This window comes from Coriobacteriia bacterium (assembly GCA_041658765.1).
In the GTDB taxonomy this organism is placed as follows: Bacteria; Actinomycetota; Coriobacteriia; order Anaerosomatales; family JBAZZO01; genus JBAZZO01.
The window spans coordinates 36367-49353 of sequence record JBAZZO010000005.1 but is presented as its reverse complement, the minus strand read 5'-3'; the positions used below and the strand labels follow the sequence as shown (position 1 = coordinate 49353).

19 protein-coding genes and 1 pseudogene are annotated in these 12987 nt (G+C 68.7%); 7 read left to right on the top strand and 13 right to left on the bottom strand.

Going from position 1 to position 12987, the window contains the following annotated elements; all coding sequences use genetic code 11:
• Nucleotides 1-11 precede the first annotated feature (11 nt).
• The 5 genes from WC971_04595 to WC971_04575 are packed head-to-tail and all read left to right on the top strand — an operon-like array spanning nt 12 to nt 5037.
• Nucleotides 12-1007, top strand: coding sequence for a Gfo/Idh/MocA family oxidoreductase (locus WC971_04595; GenBank protein ID MFA5844093.1), 996 nt, complete (start codon nt 12-14; stop codon nt 1005-1007).
• 8 nt (nt 1008-1015) lie between these two features.
• The gene (locus tag WC971_04590) at nt 1016-1987 is read left to right on the top strand and encodes a Gfo/Idh/MocA family oxidoreductase (protein ID MFA5844092.1); all 972 of its coding nucleotides are present in this window, start codon (nt 1016-1018) and stop codon (nt 1985-1987) included.
• On the top strand, nt 1984-3441 hold the full coding sequence (locus WC971_04585) for an NAD(P)/FAD-dependent oxidoreductase (protein MFA5844091.1): 1458 nt from the start codon (nt 1984-1986) through the stop codon (nt 3439-3441). Before WC971_04590 ends, WC971_04585 begins: the two co-directional genes overlap by 4 nt.
• Nucleotides 3438-4673, top strand: coding sequence for an FAD-dependent oxidoreductase (locus WC971_04580; protein MFA5844090.1), 1236 nt, complete (start codon nt 3438-3440; stop codon nt 4671-4673). Before WC971_04585 ends, WC971_04580 begins: the two co-directional genes overlap by 4 nt.
• A complete protein-coding gene (locus WC971_04575; GenBank protein ID MFA5844089.1) occupies nt 4666-5037 on the top strand; it encodes a DUF1667 domain-containing protein in 372 nt (123 codons plus the stop codon). The genes WC971_04580 and WC971_04575 overlap by 8 nt, the downstream gene beginning before the upstream one ends.
• Here the strand turns inward: WC971_04575 and WC971_04570 are convergent.
• The 13 genes and pseudogenes from WC971_04570 to WC971_04510 all read right to left on the bottom strand — a co-directional run bounded on the left by WC971_04570 (nt 5034) and on the right by WC971_04510 (nt 11028).
• Entirely contained in the window at nt 5034-5339 is a 306-nt protein-coding gene (locus WC971_04570) for a HigA family addiction module antitoxin (protein ID MFA5844088.1), read from the bottom strand. The two genes, WC971_04575 and WC971_04570, sit on opposite strands and share 4 nt — an antisense overlap.
• A gap of 13 nt (nt 5340-5352) precedes the next feature.
• Nucleotides 5353-5634, bottom strand: a complete 282-nt coding sequence (locus tag WC971_04565; GenBank protein MFA5844087.1) for a type II toxin-antitoxin system RelE/ParE family toxin — start codon at nt 5632-5634, stop codon at nt 5353-5355.
• Between the two features lie 139 nt (nt 5635-5773).
• Nucleotides 5774-6088 carry a HigA family addiction module antitoxin gene (locus tag WC971_04560; protein MFA5844086.1) on the bottom strand — a complete coding sequence of 105 codons (315 nt, stop codon included), beginning with the start codon at nt 6086-6088 and terminating at the stop codon, nt 5774-5776.
• Nucleotides 6089-6101: 13 nt separating this feature from the next.
• Nucleotides 6102-6269 (bottom strand): annotated as a pseudogene (locus WC971_04555) (type II toxin-antitoxin system RelE/ParE family toxin).
• Nucleotides 6270-6315: 46 nt separating this feature from the next.
• Complete coding sequence (locus WC971_04550) at nt 6316-6606, bottom strand: type II toxin-antitoxin system RelE/ParE family toxin (protein MFA5844085.1); 291 nt, start codon at nt 6604-6606, stop codon at nt 6316-6318.
• A 2-nt stretch (nt 6607-6608) separates the two neighbouring features.
• Complete coding sequence (locus tag WC971_04545) at nt 6609-6890, bottom strand: type II toxin-antitoxin system Phd/YefM family antitoxin (GenBank protein MFA5844084.1); 282 nt, start codon at nt 6888-6890, stop codon at nt 6609-6611.
• A 155-nt stretch (nt 6891-7045) separates the two neighbouring features.
• Entirely contained in the window at nt 7046-7516 is a 471-nt protein-coding gene (locus tag WC971_04540; GenBank protein ID MFA5844083.1) for a GNAT family N-acetyltransferase, read from the bottom strand.
• An 87-nt stretch (nt 7517-7603) separates the two neighbouring features.
• Nucleotides 7604-8026, bottom strand: a complete 423-nt coding sequence (locus WC971_04535; protein ID MFA5844082.1) for a PIN domain-containing protein — start codon at nt 8024-8026, stop codon at nt 7604-7606.
• Entirely contained in the window at nt 8023-8259 is a 237-nt protein-coding gene (locus WC971_04530) for a DUF6364 family protein (protein ID MFA5844081.1), read from the bottom strand. The genes WC971_04535 and WC971_04530 overlap by 4 nt, the downstream gene beginning before the upstream one ends.
• Nucleotides 8260-8635: 376 nt before the next feature.
• Nucleotides 8636-9052, bottom strand: a complete 417-nt coding sequence (locus tag WC971_04525) for a putative toxin-antitoxin system toxin component, PIN family (protein MFA5844080.1) — start codon at nt 9050-9052, stop codon at nt 8636-8638.
• A complete protein-coding gene (locus WC971_04520) occupies nt 9052-9270 on the bottom strand; it encodes a hypothetical protein (GenBank protein ID MFA5844079.1) in 219 nt (72 codons plus the stop codon). Before WC971_04520 ends, WC971_04525 begins: the two co-directional genes overlap by 1 nt.
• 43 nt (nt 9271-9313) lie before the next feature.
• A complete protein-coding gene (gene gmhB, locus WC971_04515) occupies nt 9314-10513 on the bottom strand; it encodes a D-glycero-beta-D-manno-heptose 1,7-bisphosphate 7-phosphatase (GenBank protein MFA5844078.1) in 1200 nt (399 codons plus the stop codon).
• Entirely contained in the window at nt 10495-11028 is a 534-nt protein-coding gene (locus WC971_04510) for a D-sedoheptulose 7-phosphate isomerase (GenBank protein ID MFA5844077.1), read from the bottom strand. The genes gmhB and WC971_04510 overlap by 19 nt, the downstream gene beginning before the upstream one ends.
• A gap of 218 nt (nt 11029-11246) precedes the next feature.
• Here WC971_04510 and WC971_04505 point away from each other — a divergent pair, with 218 nt between their 5' ends.
• Entirely contained in the window at nt 11247-11885 is a 639-nt protein-coding gene (locus tag WC971_04505) for a winged helix-turn-helix transcriptional regulator (protein ID MFA5844076.1), read from the top strand.
• A 29-nt stretch (nt 11886-11914) separates the two neighbouring features.
• Complete coding sequence (locus WC971_04500; GenBank protein ID MFA5844075.1) at nt 11915-12976, top strand: nucleotidyltransferase family protein; 1062 nt, start codon at nt 11915-11917, stop codon at nt 12974-12976.
• Nucleotides 12977-12987: the final 11 nt, after the last annotated feature.

Genomic DNA, 12987 nt, shown 5'->3' with positions numbered 1-12987 from the left:
GGAGGCACGCCATGACACAAGGCTACAAGGTGCTGCTCGTCGGGTGCGGGCAGCTGGGCACCCGCCATCTGCAGGCCGTCGCGCAGCTGCCGGACATCGCCGAGGTGCACGTCATCGATTCGAGCGAGGCCTCGCTCGAGCTCGGCAGGACGCGCCTGGCGGAAGTCGGCGGCGCGGCGACGCCGGGCGTGGAGTACCACTGGCACGCCTCGCCCGACGAGTCGGCGGCCGAGCCCGACCTCTGCATCGTCGCCACGCAGTCGGCCGGCCGCGGCGAGCTCGTCATGCGGCTCGCCGATTCCCTCGGCGCGCAGACCTTCCTCATCGAGAAGGTCGTCACGCGCAGCGTGCGCGAGTACGAGGAGCTCATGTCCTTCGCGGACTCGAAGCAGCTCTCGGTGTGGGTGAACTGCAAGACGCGCACCTACGGCATCCACAAGCACATCAAGTCGCTGCTGCCTTCGGGCCAGCCACTCTTCCTCTCCGACGTGGGAGGCAACCACGGCCTCGGCAACAACGGCGTGCACGCGGCGGACCTCTTCTCCTTCTACACCGGCGGCGAGCGCATCCACGTGAAGGGCGGGCGGGTCGACGAGATGCTGCACCCGTCGAAGCGCGGCGGCGACGTCTTCGACCTATCGGGGACGCTGCTCGGCGCGACGGACGGCGGCTCTGACTTCTGCCTCTCGTTCGCGGGCTCCAACACCGCGCCCGATGTCGTCACCATCGCGGCGCCGGGCGCGCGGTTCGTCGTCGACCACTTCGGTAAGAGTGCGTGGGCCAGCCTCGAGAGCGAGGGCTGGACCTGGACGCAGGTGCCGATCGACGAGGACTGGACCGTGAGCCACATGACGAAGGCGTTCGCGTCCGACATACTCCATGGCAAGAAGTGCGAGCTGCCGACGCTTAAGGAGACCTTCCCCGCGCACGAGTTCGTCCTGACCGCGCTCTTACCGCACTTCAACCGCCTGCTCGGCAAGGACGACGACGTCTGCCCGATCACCTAGGAGGCGACATGGACCCCGTCCGCATAGGTCTGATCGGCGCAGGCTGGGTCGCCGAGCGCCACCTCGAGGCGATCGCGCGCATCGAGGGCGTCGAAGCCGCAGGAGTCTGTGCCCGCACGCGCGAGCGCAGCGTCCCGCTCGCCGCCAAGCACGGTGTCGCGATCGTCGCCGACTCCGTCGGCGAACTCGTCGAGAAGGCGCAGCCCGACGCGCTGATGGTGCTCGTCTCCGAGGAGGCCGTCCACGACGTCGCCCTCGAGGCGATGCGCTTCGGACTGCCGCTCTTCGTCGAGAAGCCCGCCGGTCTCACCCCTGAGGAGAACCACGACCTCGCCTGCCGCGCCGAAGAGGCGTGCCTGCTCAGCATGGTCGGCTTCAACCGCCGCTTCTACTCCGTCTTCCGCAAGGGGCTCGATATCGTACGCGTCCACGGCCGCCTGCTCGGCGTGACGGTGGAGGGCCACGAGCGCATGTGGCGCATCCGCGAGGGCGGCAAGTTCTCGGATCGCGTTCTCGACGAGTGGATCTACGCGAACAGCGTCCACACGATCGACCTGATGCGTTTCTTCGGCGGAGAGGTGCTCTCCGTGCACTCGCTCGCGCGGCGCGCGTACGGCGAGGCGCACGGCGACCAGTTCGCGGCGCTGATGGAGCTCGACGGCGGCGCGATCGGGACCTACCAGGCGAACTGGTACTCGCCCGGCGGCTGGCGCGCGGTGCTCTACGGCGACGGCGTGACCGTCGAGTTCCGCCCTCTCGAGGAGGGGCGCTGGACCGGCAAGTCCTTCGAGACGCATGTGATCGAGCCGGACCCCGAGGACGTCGGCGTCAAGGTCGGCTACGTGCGGCAGATGGAGGCGTTCGCGCGGCTCGTGCGCGAAGGCGTCCTCGAGCCGCCCGCGCTCGACCTGCGCGGCTCCTACGAGACGATGGCCCTCGCGCAGCGCATGTGCGCCGAGGTCGAGGACGTCGCCAGGTGAGCGAGTCGTACGACGTCGTCATCGTCGGCGCCGGGGTCGTCGGCCTCTCGCTCGCCCGCGAGCTGCTGCGCCGCGAGGTCTCCGTGCTCGTCGTCGACAAGGAGGCCGACGTCGGCCGCGGCGCGAGCGGGCGCAACAGCGGCGTGCTCCACCCGGGATTCTCCGTGACGCCCGGCTCGCTCAAGGCGCGTCTCAACGTCGAGGGGAGCCGCGCGATGCGCGGCGTGTGCGAGGACCTGTCGGTGCCGCTTCGCGAGTGCGGCACGCTCGTCGTCGCGCGCGAGGACGACGAGATCCCCACGCTTCATGCGATGTGCGAGAAGGGCCGCGCGAACGGTCTCGAGCGCATCGGCGTCATCGGCCGCGACGAGCTCGAGGAGCTCGAGCCGCGCGTGAGAGGCATCGCGGCGCTGCACTCCGCCGACGGCGCGATCGTCGAGTCGCTGTTGCTCGTCACGCGGCTTGCCACCAACGTCGCGGCCAACGGCGGCGCGTTCGCGCTGCTCTCACCGGTCGAGGCGATCGTTCGCGACGGCGAGGCGTGGGTGGTCTCGGCGGGCGGCTCCGAGGTGCGCGCGGCGGTCGTCGTCAACGCCGCCGGAGTCGGGGCGCCGGAGGTCGCGGCTCTCGCCGGGCTCGGGCGATGGGAGTCGTTCCCGTGCCGCGGAGAGTACCTCATCCTCGACAAGGCGGCCGTGGGCGTGCCCGGGCGGATGGTCTACCCGGTCCCGCCGAAGAGCGGCGGCCTCGGCGTGCACTTCACGCCGACGATCGCGGGCAACACCCTCCTCGGCCCGAGCGCCGAATACATCCCGGGCGGCTTCGACTACTCCACCACCGGCCCGGTCCTCGAGCAGCTCTTCACCGAGGCGGCGTGGCTGTGCCCGGACATCGACCGGCGCGACGCCATCTCCTCGATGGCCGGCATCCGCGCGAAGATCGCGAAGGGCAGCTACGGCGAGGCGGACTTCGTCGTGGAGGAGACCGCGCCGGGCTTCGTCGGCCTCGTCGGCATCGAGTCGCCGGGATTGAGCGCCTCTCCCGCGATCGCGCGCATGGCGGCGGGGCTCGTCCTCGGCCGCCTCGGCGAGCGCCCCGAGCGCGCCGGGTTCGACCCGACGGTGCGCGCGCAGCAACGCTTCGAGGACCTCGACGCCGCGGGCAAGGCCGCGCGCGCCGAGACCGATCCCGACGACCGCGCCGTGGTCTGCCGGTGCGAGCAGGTCACGCGCCGCGAGGTGCTCGCCGCGCTGCGCGACCCGGTCGGCGCGCGGACGCTCTCCGCGGTCAAGGCGCGCTGTCGCGCCGGTACCGGGCGCTGCCAGGGCGGATTCTGCACGCCGCGCGTCGTCGGGATCATGCGCGACGAGCTCGGCGTCGCCGCGACCGCGATCACCTCGAAGGGGCCGGGCAGCGAGCTCTTCCCCGGCGAGGCGAAGGAGCTGCTGTCGTGAGCGCGCGCCGCGACCCGGACGTCCTCGTCGTCGGCGGAGGGCCCGCGGGACTCGCCGCGGCACGCGCGGCGGCCGGAGCGGGGGCGAGCGTGCTCCTCGTCGAGCGAGACGTGCGCCTCGGCGGCATCCTCAACCAGTGCGTCCACGACGGCTTCGGCCTCGAGATGTTCGGCGACTCGCTCACCGGCCCCGAGTACTCGGGGCGTCTCGTGGGAGAGCTCGACGGCACCGGCGTCGAGGTGCTCCTCGACTCGTTCGTGCTGCGCGTGGAGGACGGCCCGGCGTGCCACGTGCTCTCGCCGCGCGGTCACGAGACGCTGCGTCTCGGCGCGGTCGTCGCGGCGATGGGCTGCCGCGAGCGCTCGTTCGGCTCGCTCGCGATCCCCGGGCCGCGCCCGGCCGGGATCTGGTCGGCCGGCACCGCTCAGCGCCTCGTCAACCTCGAAGGGCTCACGATCGGCAGGCGCGCCGTCATCCTCGGCTCCGGCGACGTCGGGCTCATCATGGCGAGGCGCCTGACCTTCGAAGGCGCGACCGTCGAGTGCGTGCTCGAGCGCTATCCCTGGCCCGGAGGTCTGCCGCGCAACGTCAGCCAGTGCCTGAACGACTTCGGCATCCCGCTGCTTTTGAGCCACACGGTGGTGGAGGTGCTCGGAGACAAGCGCGTGACCGGCGTCGTGATGGCGGGCGTCGGCGACGACGGCCGAGAGGTGCCCGGCTCGCGCCGGGTCGTCGAGTGCGACACGCTGCTCGTCTCGGTCGGGCTGATCCCGGAGAACGAGCTCACGCGCGGCGCCGGGGCGGCGATCGACCGCGCCACCGGCGGCCCGGTCGTCGACCAGCGACTCATGACGAGCGTGCCCGGCGTCTTCATCTGCGGCAACGCGCTGCACGTCCACGACCTCGCCGACTGGGCGAGCCTCGAGGGCCGCCGCGCGGGGGAGAGGGCCGCCGCGTACGCCGCGGCGCCGTGGGAGCGCGCCGAGCCGATCGCCGTGCGCGTCGCCGGCGACGTGCGCTACGTCGTGCCCCAGACGCTCGTGGCGGGGGAGGCGGCGACGCTTGCCTTCAGGGTCGCCGAGCCGCTGCGGCGCGCGGTCGTGACCGTCTCGCGTGACGGAGAGGACATCGTCGCCGTGCAGTTCCCGTATCTGTCGCCCTCCGAGCTCGCCTCAGTGGACGTCCCGGCGCTTTCCGCCGGCGGAGGCGACCTGGAGGTGCGCGTTGGCTGAGGCGACCGAGCGCGAGCTGGTCTGCATCGTCTGCCCGACCGGGTGCCGCCTGCGCGTGCGTGTCGACGGCGACGCGATCGAGGTGCGCGGCGCCGCCTGCGAGCGCGGGCGTGACTATGCGCGCTGCGAGTGCTCGACGCCCGTGCGCTCGTTCACGGGCACGGTGCGCGTGAGGGGCGGCTCGCTTCCGCTTGTGGCGGTGCGCAGCGACGGCATGGTCCACCGCGACGCGCTGCTGGAAGTCGCGCGAGCGGCCGGGCGCGTGGTCGCCGAGGCGCCGGTGGGTGCGGGTGACGTGGTCGCCGAAGGGCTGCCTGGCGGCGCGCGCCTCGTCGCGACGGCGAGCGTGGGGCGGCGCGTCTAGCTAGCGATCGCGCGCGGACGGACTTCGCGCTCAAGCCGGTCGCCGAGTTCGTCCGACGCCACGTCGAGGTCGAAATCGGCCTGCAAGCCGAGCCAGAACTGCGGCGAGGTGCCGAAGTAGACGGACAGACGCAGCGCAGTCTCGGCGGTCACGCGGCGCTTGCCGAGGACGATCTCGTTGATGCGGCGCGGAGAGACGCCGATGCTCAGGGCAAGCTGGTTCTGGCTGAGACCCACAGGCTTGAGGAATTCCTCGAGCAGCACCTCACCCGGATGCACGGGGGCGAGCATCTTCTTGGGCATGACTCTCTTCCTCTCAGTGGTAGTACGTGATCTCGACGTCGCACGCGTCGCCGTCTTGCCAGGTGAAGCAGACGCGCCATCGGTCGTTGATGCGGATGCTGTATTGGCCCTGTCGGTCGGCAGACAGTTTCTCCAGACGATTCGCTGGCGGAAGACGCAGGTCGTTGATCCCATGGGCGTTGTTGAGCATGCGCAGCTTCCGCAAGGCGATCGACTGGATGTCACCGGGAAGCTTCCTGGAGAACTCGCGCCGGAAGATCCTCTCGGCCTCGGTATCCGCGAACGACTTGATCATGGACCGATGGTATAACGCGTCGCGTTAAACGGCAAGCGTTATACGCCGAACGCCTGCGGCGTCAACTGCAATGCGCGGCCGCACGCTTTCCGCCCAAAACCGCACATCTCACCAGCGCATTGTCTGCTGGACGCCGCTGCTATGCGACGCTCAACGGCTCGATCCTGTCGACCTCGACCTTGATGGCCTGACCCGCATCCCACAGGTCGACGGCACGCTGGGCGTTCAGCCAGAACTCCGCCGAATTGCCGAAAAGCCGCGAGAGCCGCAGTGCCATCTCCGGACTGACGGCGCGACGACAGCGCAACAGCTCGTTGACGGACTGGCGGGATACGCCGATGGCCTCGGCGAGACCGGAGACCGTGAGGCCGTAGTCCGGCAGGAAATCCTCCCGAAGCATCTCGCCGGGATGGGTGGGCCGGCGCAGCATCCGGCCGGTGTTCGGGATACTCATGTCACACCTCGTCTCAGTGGTAGTCGCAGATCTCGACGTCGTAGGCGTCACCGTCGACGAATCGGAAGCAGATGCGCCACTGGTCGTTGACGGAGATGGAGTGCTGTCCTTTACGGTCACCCTCCAGTACGTGAAGACGATTGCCGGGCGGCACTCGCAGGTCATCCACGCCCATCGCGAGTATGGATCAACGGTGAACGAGTCGAGTTGAAGCGCTTACGCCCACCCTACCGTGCTATCTCCTCGGGATCGGACTCGCGGGCCTCGTGTCGCACGGCCGCAATCTCCACCAACGTGTCGCTGCGGCGATACATCACCCGATACGGGCTGACGATGAGCTCCCGAATGTCGTCACGCTGCAATTCGGGAACCACGCGACCCGAGTCTGGGAACCGGGACAGGGGCTTCACCTGATCAAGAACCCTCACGAGCCACTCCAGCGCAGCCGTCAGGTTGTACTGGGCGATGTATGCGACGGCGTCGTCCACCTGCTCATCCGCGAGCGGGGACCATTTCACCCTCACTTCAGATATCGCTCCCGAAGGCGCTTCTCGACGACCTCGTGGGGAATCCCCATGCCGGCGTCCAGTTGAGCCTCCGCGGTGCGGATGTCGCGAATCACGGCCACCTCGTCCACCAGACCCTCGTACACGCCTACATCGAGAAGGACGGCAGCGCTGCGCCCGTGCTGTGTGAGGATGACGGGGCGCTTGGTGGCCTGAACCTGATCGAGCACGGCCGATGTGTGAGCCCGAAACTCCGTGACTGCGCGAACGTCAACCGAGGGGCGAAGCAGTGGCATGACGGCCTCCATTTCCATACGCTATTCCGTACAGTATAGCGCATCGGAGTGACGGCTGGTCTACGACCCAAGAGGTTGGGTCCAACGTCGGGCGCATCAGCGGCGGCCGGTGCGCTCACATCAATCTAGCGCTCCTTGCCGTCCGGATGCGCTGGTTAGGACTCACCCGCGAGCGGCTTCTCCGCTTCCCAGTACTCCAGCAGTTGCCCTTCGCCGACGTCGATGGAACAGTCCTCGATGATGTGGTAGCCGCGGCCCTCGTAGAAGCCCCGGGAGGGCAGCGACACGCTGAGGCGAACCGCCCGATGCCCAGCCAGGAACGAGGTGGCCTCAAGCTCGTCCATCACCAGTGAGCCGAGTCCTTCACCCTGCCGTTCCGGTACGACGAATACCCCTGTGATCTCGCCATCCACCGCCGCACCCGTCGCCACGATGTGATCGTCTTCGGCGACAACGACGACGTGACCGGCCGTTGCGCGTTCCTGAATAGCCTCAGCGGAGTGGAACGTCTTGAAGAAAGCCACCGCTCGCGGAGGGTACGCGGCTGGGTAGCAGGTATCGATAGTGCGGTGGATGAGTGAGCGCACGGCGACGCGATCCGCCTGATCGAGCTCCCTCAGTTCCACTGGCCCCCCGTGGCGTAGTCCTAACGGTTGTGGCTTCAGCGGCAAGTGTAGCGCAGTCCGCTGGACGCCATGGTTGGGAATGCCGGCCTACTCCGATTCAGCCTGCACAGCCGCGAGCAGCTCGGCCGGACTGAACACGGGCAGTTCCGATCGCGCGAAGTCCCTGCCGTTGCGAGTCACGATCGCGGCGGCACCGGCCAGGCGAGCAGCCTCATGGATCACCGCGTCCTCGAAGTCCGCGAATCCGAGATCGAGCGCACTGCGAAGGACCTCGCGATCCACGCAGGCCACGTCCAAGAACGACAGCAACTTGCGGATGAATTCCATCGCAGCCTGCGCCCCTACGGCCTTGGAGGCCAAGTAGTGGATCGTGGTCGCGGTCGTCGAGCAGATGAGGCCCTCGAGACGTCCGGCATCAACGAGGCTCAGGAGCTGTTCCGCGGAGTCAACGTGCGGCTCACGCTCAAGCAGTTGGTCGAGCACCACATTGGTGTCGAAGAGCACCTTCACCGGTACTTCGCCTCGAGGTGACGCCGGTAGTCGGTCTCGTCCAGGCCGGATCCCGCGAGGACTCCGCGAAGCGAGCGAACGCGCTGCGTGACCTCGACTTTCCCAGCATCGGCGTCGATCAGGGCGAAGAAGTCCGCGACCAACTGCGAGATCGACCTGCCGGTCTCTGCGGAATGGCGCTTGGCGCTCTCGATGAGCCTGTCATCGAGCCGAAGGGTGAGTTTGGTGTTCATGTGAAGCCTCCTGACGTACACACGACATGCACATGATACGTCACGCGGTTGCGCGAGACAAGGTCGCCGCCGGTCTTCCCAACAACGATTGGACAGTCTGCACTATCCACATGCACAGACTGCCTCTTTCTGCCTATGACGTCATCCCCTCGGGCCGAGAGGTACCCGGAATCTCGCCCTCACCAGCGGTTTCGCTGGTGTCTCGCGAGATATGCCCGACGGCGATCGCAGTCTGTCTATCCCGGCCCGCAGCGCGTCCATCGGTCTCTCCTCATCGGCGACGATCGAGTCGTCGAGGTCGCTCCTGAGCGGGCCGATAGCTGGCATATTGAACAGCAAGTGGTGATATTGCACGGTATCGTCGGGCCGAGGCCTGCTACCGCTCGACCCTCTCCAGAAATGCCCGCGGCGTCATGACCGGCGGTTCGAGGTCCACCAGCGCGAGCAGATGCGCGTCGCCGGATACCAGCGCGTTCGTGCGAGCGGCCTTCGCCAAGCAGACCAGGTAGTCGTCACCGGGGTCCGCCGGTACCCAAGGCGCCGTCGGCGGGTCATCGAAGAGCAGCCCACCGCGCGCGAAGAGCCGGACGTACCGTCGCGCCTCGTCGGCGGAGACGTACGGCCGGAACTTGGGCCGCTCGAGCACGCGCGCGAGCTCCGCGAGCAGCGCGGGTGACGTGACGATCTCGAAACTGCCGTCGAACCACGCCGTCACGAGACGCGCGGGCGCTCCTTCGCGGGACAGGAGCGCGGCGACCAGGACGCCAGGGTCGAGGACGGCGCGCGCCAGCATCAGCGGTCGACGTGGACCTCGCGATAGGCGAGGTCGAGCGCCTCGTCCTCCGTGAGATCGCTCCGGCCCCAGGCTTTCTCGAGTGTCTCCATGCCGAGGTAGGAGCGAAGCGCCTCCTCGAAGACCTCGTAGTCCTTCTTGCCAGAGCGTGCGGCGACGATGCGCGCTCCGCGGAGGAGCTCGTCATCGACGTAGATGGTGGTCTTCTGCTTGGTCATGGATGCAGTATGACGGAAAGAAGGAAAAAGGGCAAGCAGAAGCCTATCCTCCAACCGCCTCCCGCACGAACGCGAGCAGGTCGCCTCCGGAGTAGAGCACCGATCGCACGCCCGCTGCGGTCGCGGCGTCGAGGTCCTTGGGCTTGTCGCCGACGAGCAGGCTGCCCGCCGCGTCGACGTCCCACTCGGCGATCGCGCGCAGCAGCATGCCCGGCGCGGGCTTGCGGCACTCGCACTCCCGCAGGTAGTCGCCGACACCGGCGGTGGGGTGGTGCGGGCAGTGGTACGTCGCGTCGGCGTGCGCCCCGCGCTCGCGCAGCCGCTCGCCGATCCAGCGCGTGAAGGCGGCGAACTCCGCCTCGGTGTAGTAGCCGCGCCCGATGCCCGCCTGGTTCGTCACGACGATGACCAGGTAGCCGGCGTCGTTGAGCCACTTGACGGCCTCGACGGCTCCCGGCGTCCAGCGCCACTCCTCGGGCGTGTGGACGTAGGCGGAGTCTTCGTTGATCACGCCGTCGCGGTCGAGGAAGACCGCCGGACGCCGGCGCCACGCCCGCATCGCCGCGTCGGCTTCGGCCAGCGTCTCGGGCAGCCCGATGTCGATGAACCAGCCGCGGTAGCCGCGGCCCGCGAGACGTCCCTCGCTCGCCAGGCGCGGGAAGAGGTCGCGCTCGAGCGAGGAACGGCCGTCCGGCAGCTCGGCCGCGAGCGAGCGGCGCAGCGCGTAGACGCCGCCGTTGACCAGCCCCGGTCCGCCCGCGGCGTCCTTCTCGTCGAAGCCGGCGACTCGCGCGCCGTCGAGGCGCACCCTGCCGTAGCGCGCGACGTCGTCGACCTCGCGCAGCGCCAGCGCGGCGTCGGCGCCGCTGTCTCGCCAGGCGAGCGCGAGGTCGAGGTAGTTGAGGTCGAAGAGCGTGTCGCCGTTGATGACGAGCATCTCGTCGGCGTCCATGTCCGCGGCGGCGAGGCGGAAGCCGCCACCCGTGCCGAGCGGCTCGTCCTCGACGGTGTAGGTGGCCTCGACGCCGAAGGCGCTCCCGTCGCCGAAGTGCGCGCGGACCGCCTCGGCGCGGTAGCCGACGGAGAAGCGGACGCGGTCGATGCCGTGGCGGCGCAGGTTCCACACGACGTGCTCGAGGAAGGGGACGCCGCCCGCGGGCAGCATCGGCTTCGGGGTCTCGCGCGTGAGCTCGCCGAGGCGCGTGCCGAGCCCGCCGGCGAGGATCAGCGCGTCTCGGAGCACAGCTCGTCCTCGACGAGCCCGCAGACGATGTGGCCGACGAGGATGTGGCCCTCCTGGATCCGCGGAGTGCTCGCGTGCGGCACGCTCACGCAGACGTCGCAGGCGCTCGCGAGCGGTCCGCCCTCGCCGCCGGAGAGACCGACGACGCGCATCCCGGCCTCGCGCGCCGCCTCGACCGCGCGCAGGACGTTCGGGCTCGAGCCGCTCGTCGTGATCGCCCAGAGCACGTCTCCGGGGTGTCCGTGTGCGAGCACCTGGCGCGCGAAGGTCTCCTCGAAGCCGTAGTCGTTGCCGATGGCGGTGACCGCCGAGGTGTTGGTGTGCAGCGCGAGCGCCGGCCAGGGACGCCGCTCCTTGAGGAAGCGGCCGACGAACTCGGCCGCGATGTGCTGGGCGTCGGCGGCCGACCCGCCGTTGCCGCAGACGAGCAGCTGGCCACCGTCGCGCAGGCAGTCGGCGACGATGCCCGCCATCTCGGCGATCGCGGGTGCGAGCGGACGCAGGGCCGCGACCATCACATCGTGCTCGTCGAGCGCGGTCTTCGCCCCTGACTCGAACACTCCCCGCCGCGACGCGTCCATCGCCGTTCCTCCTCGTCCGGAAGCCCTGCTCATTCTACACCAGCCTTGACCCTTCACCTGCAGAAGACTATCGTATTGTTCGGTAACTGAACAGTAGACCGTACACAAGTCGAACAGTCCGCCCGGGGCCTTCCCGGCGATGTGACGGAGCGATGGGCACAGTGTCGAAGGACAACGCTTTCCTCAAGGAGACCGAGGCGCTGCGCGACCTGCGCACGCTCGAGGCCATCGAGCGCAATCCCAACCTCTCCCAGCGCGAGCTCGCCCAGAGCATGGGCGTCGCGCTCGGCATCGTGAACGCGTGCATCCACACCCTCGTGCGCAAAGGGCTCGTGAAGGTTCGCGGCGAGAACAACCGCTCCATCTCGTACCACCTCACGAAGAAGGGCGTCCTCGCCAAGAGCGGTCTGGCGGTCGAGTGGACGCGCAACACCATCGGCTTCTACCGAGAGGCCCGTTCGCGCGTCTCCGGCAACCTCGCCAGGATGTCCGCCGACGGTGTGCGCCGCCTCGCGCTGTGGGGCGCGACGGAGCTCGCGGAGATCGTCGTGATCGCTTCGCGAGACGCGGGAGTGGAGATCGTCGCGATCGTCGACGAGGGCGATTCGTACCTCAAGGACACGCTCGCCGGCATCGAGGTAGGCGGCCCCGAGGCCGTCGGGCGCAACGGCGCCGATGCCATCGCGATAAGCGCCGACGTGCCCGAGGCCGAGTTCGCCGAGATCGAGGCGCGCATAGCATCGGCGTTTCCGGGCATGAGGACATATCGGTTCGCAGGCCAAGCCGTCTAGGTCCGGGCAGCGGGAAGCGAGAGACCGTCATGGAAAAAGTGCGCAAGGTGATGATACGGCCGGGGCTCACCGTCAAGCAGGCGATCCGGGCCATGGATGACGCCGCCGAGCGCATCCTCATCGTCACCGATGACGAGGACCGCCTCATCGGCGTCGTCACCGACGGGGACGTGCGCCGCTGGATCCTGGCTGGCAAGAGCCTTGACGGTTGTCTCGACGAGGTCATGAACACGCATCCGAGGTCGTTGCCGGCCGACTACACCATCGAGCAGGCGAAAGAGGCCATGATCACGACGCGCAAGGAGTGCCTCCCCGTCATCGACGAAGGCGGGCACGTCATCTCCGCGGTCTGGTGGATGGACCTGTTCGAGAAGCGCATCGCCGAGCACAAGCACATCGACCTGCCGGTCGTCATCATGGCGGGCGGCGAGGGCACGCGGCTCGCGCCGTTCACGAAGGTGCTCCCGAAGCCGCTCATGCCGATCGGCGACACTCCGATCGTCGAGCTCATCATCGAGCACTTCACCGCGTACGGCTGCACCGACTTCCATCTCTCCGTCAACTACAAGGCCGACCTCATCCGCGCGTACTTCGCCGACCTCCAGCACGACTACCACATGGACTACGTCGTCGAGGACGAGCCGCTCGGCACGGCGGGAAGTCTCGCCCTGCTGCGCGGCCGCCTGACGTCGACCTTCTTCGTCACGAACTGCGACGTGCTCGTCGAGGCCGACTACAGCGACATCGCGCGTTTCCATCGCGAGCACGGCGACATCGTCACGCTCGTCGGCTCGATGAAGCAGTTCACCATCCCGTACGGCGTCTGCGACATGGGCGACAACGGCACGCTCAAGCTCATCAACGAGAAGCCGGAGTACAACTTCCTCGTCTCCACCGGGTTCGCGATCCTCGAGCCGGAGGCGCTCGACGCCATCCCGGCGGGCCGGATGTACCACATGACCGACCTCGTGAACGATCTCATCGCCGCCGGCAAGAAGGTCGGCGTCTACCCCGTGTCCGAGAAGTCCTGGCTCGACATGGGGCAGTGGGAAGAACTCCAGGAGATGCTCAAGCGGTTCGGGACCGCGTGAGGGGGGAGTCG

Bases quoted from the DNA above. Each gene is read 5' to 3' on its own strand.
- WC971_04595 (MFA5844093.1), top strand. From the start codon at position 12: ATGACACAAGGCTACAAGGTGCTGCTCGTCGGGTGCGGGCAGCTGGGC.
- WC971_04590 (MFA5844092.1), top strand. From the start codon at position 1,016: ATGGACCCCGTCCGCATAGGTCTGATCGGCGCAGGCTGGGTCGCCGAG.
- WC971_04570 (MFA5844088.1), bottom strand. From the start codon at position 5,339: ATGCCCAAGAAGATGCTCGCCCCCGTGCATCCGGGTGAGGTGCTGCTC.
- WC971_04565 (MFA5844087.1), bottom strand. From the start codon at position 5,634: ATGATCAAGTCGTTCGCGGATACCGAGGCCGAGAGGATCTTCCGGCGC.
- WC971_04560 (MFA5844086.1), bottom strand. From the start codon at position 6,088: ATGAGTATCCCGAACACCGGCCGGATGCTGCGCCGGCCCACCCATCCC.
- WC971_04545 (MFA5844084.1), bottom strand. From the start codon at position 6,890: ATGCCACTGCTTCGCCCCTCGGTTGACGTTCGCGCAGTCACGGAGTTT.
- WC971_04530 (MFA5844081.1), bottom strand. From the start codon at position 8,259: ATGAACACCAAACTCACCCTTCGGCTCGATGACAGGCTCATCGAGAGC.
- WC971_04525 (MFA5844080.1), bottom strand. From the start codon at position 9,052: ATGCTGGCGCGCGCCGTCCTCGACCCTGGCGTCCTGGTCGCCGCGCTC.
- WC971_04520 (MFA5844079.1), bottom strand. From the start codon at position 9,270: ATGACCAAGCAGAAGACCACCATCTACGTCGATGACGAGCTCCTCCGC.
- WC971_04510 (MFA5844077.1), bottom strand. From the start codon at position 11,028: ATGGTCGCGGCCCTGCGTCCGCTCGCACCCGCGATCGCCGAGATGGCG.
- WC971_04505 (MFA5844076.1), top strand. From the start codon at position 11,247: ATGGGCACAGTGTCGAAGGACAACGCTTTCCTCAAGGAGACCGAGGCG.
- WC971_04500 (MFA5844075.1), top strand. From the start codon at position 11,915: ATGGAAAAAGTGCGCAAGGTGATGATACGGCCGGGGCTCACCGTCAAG.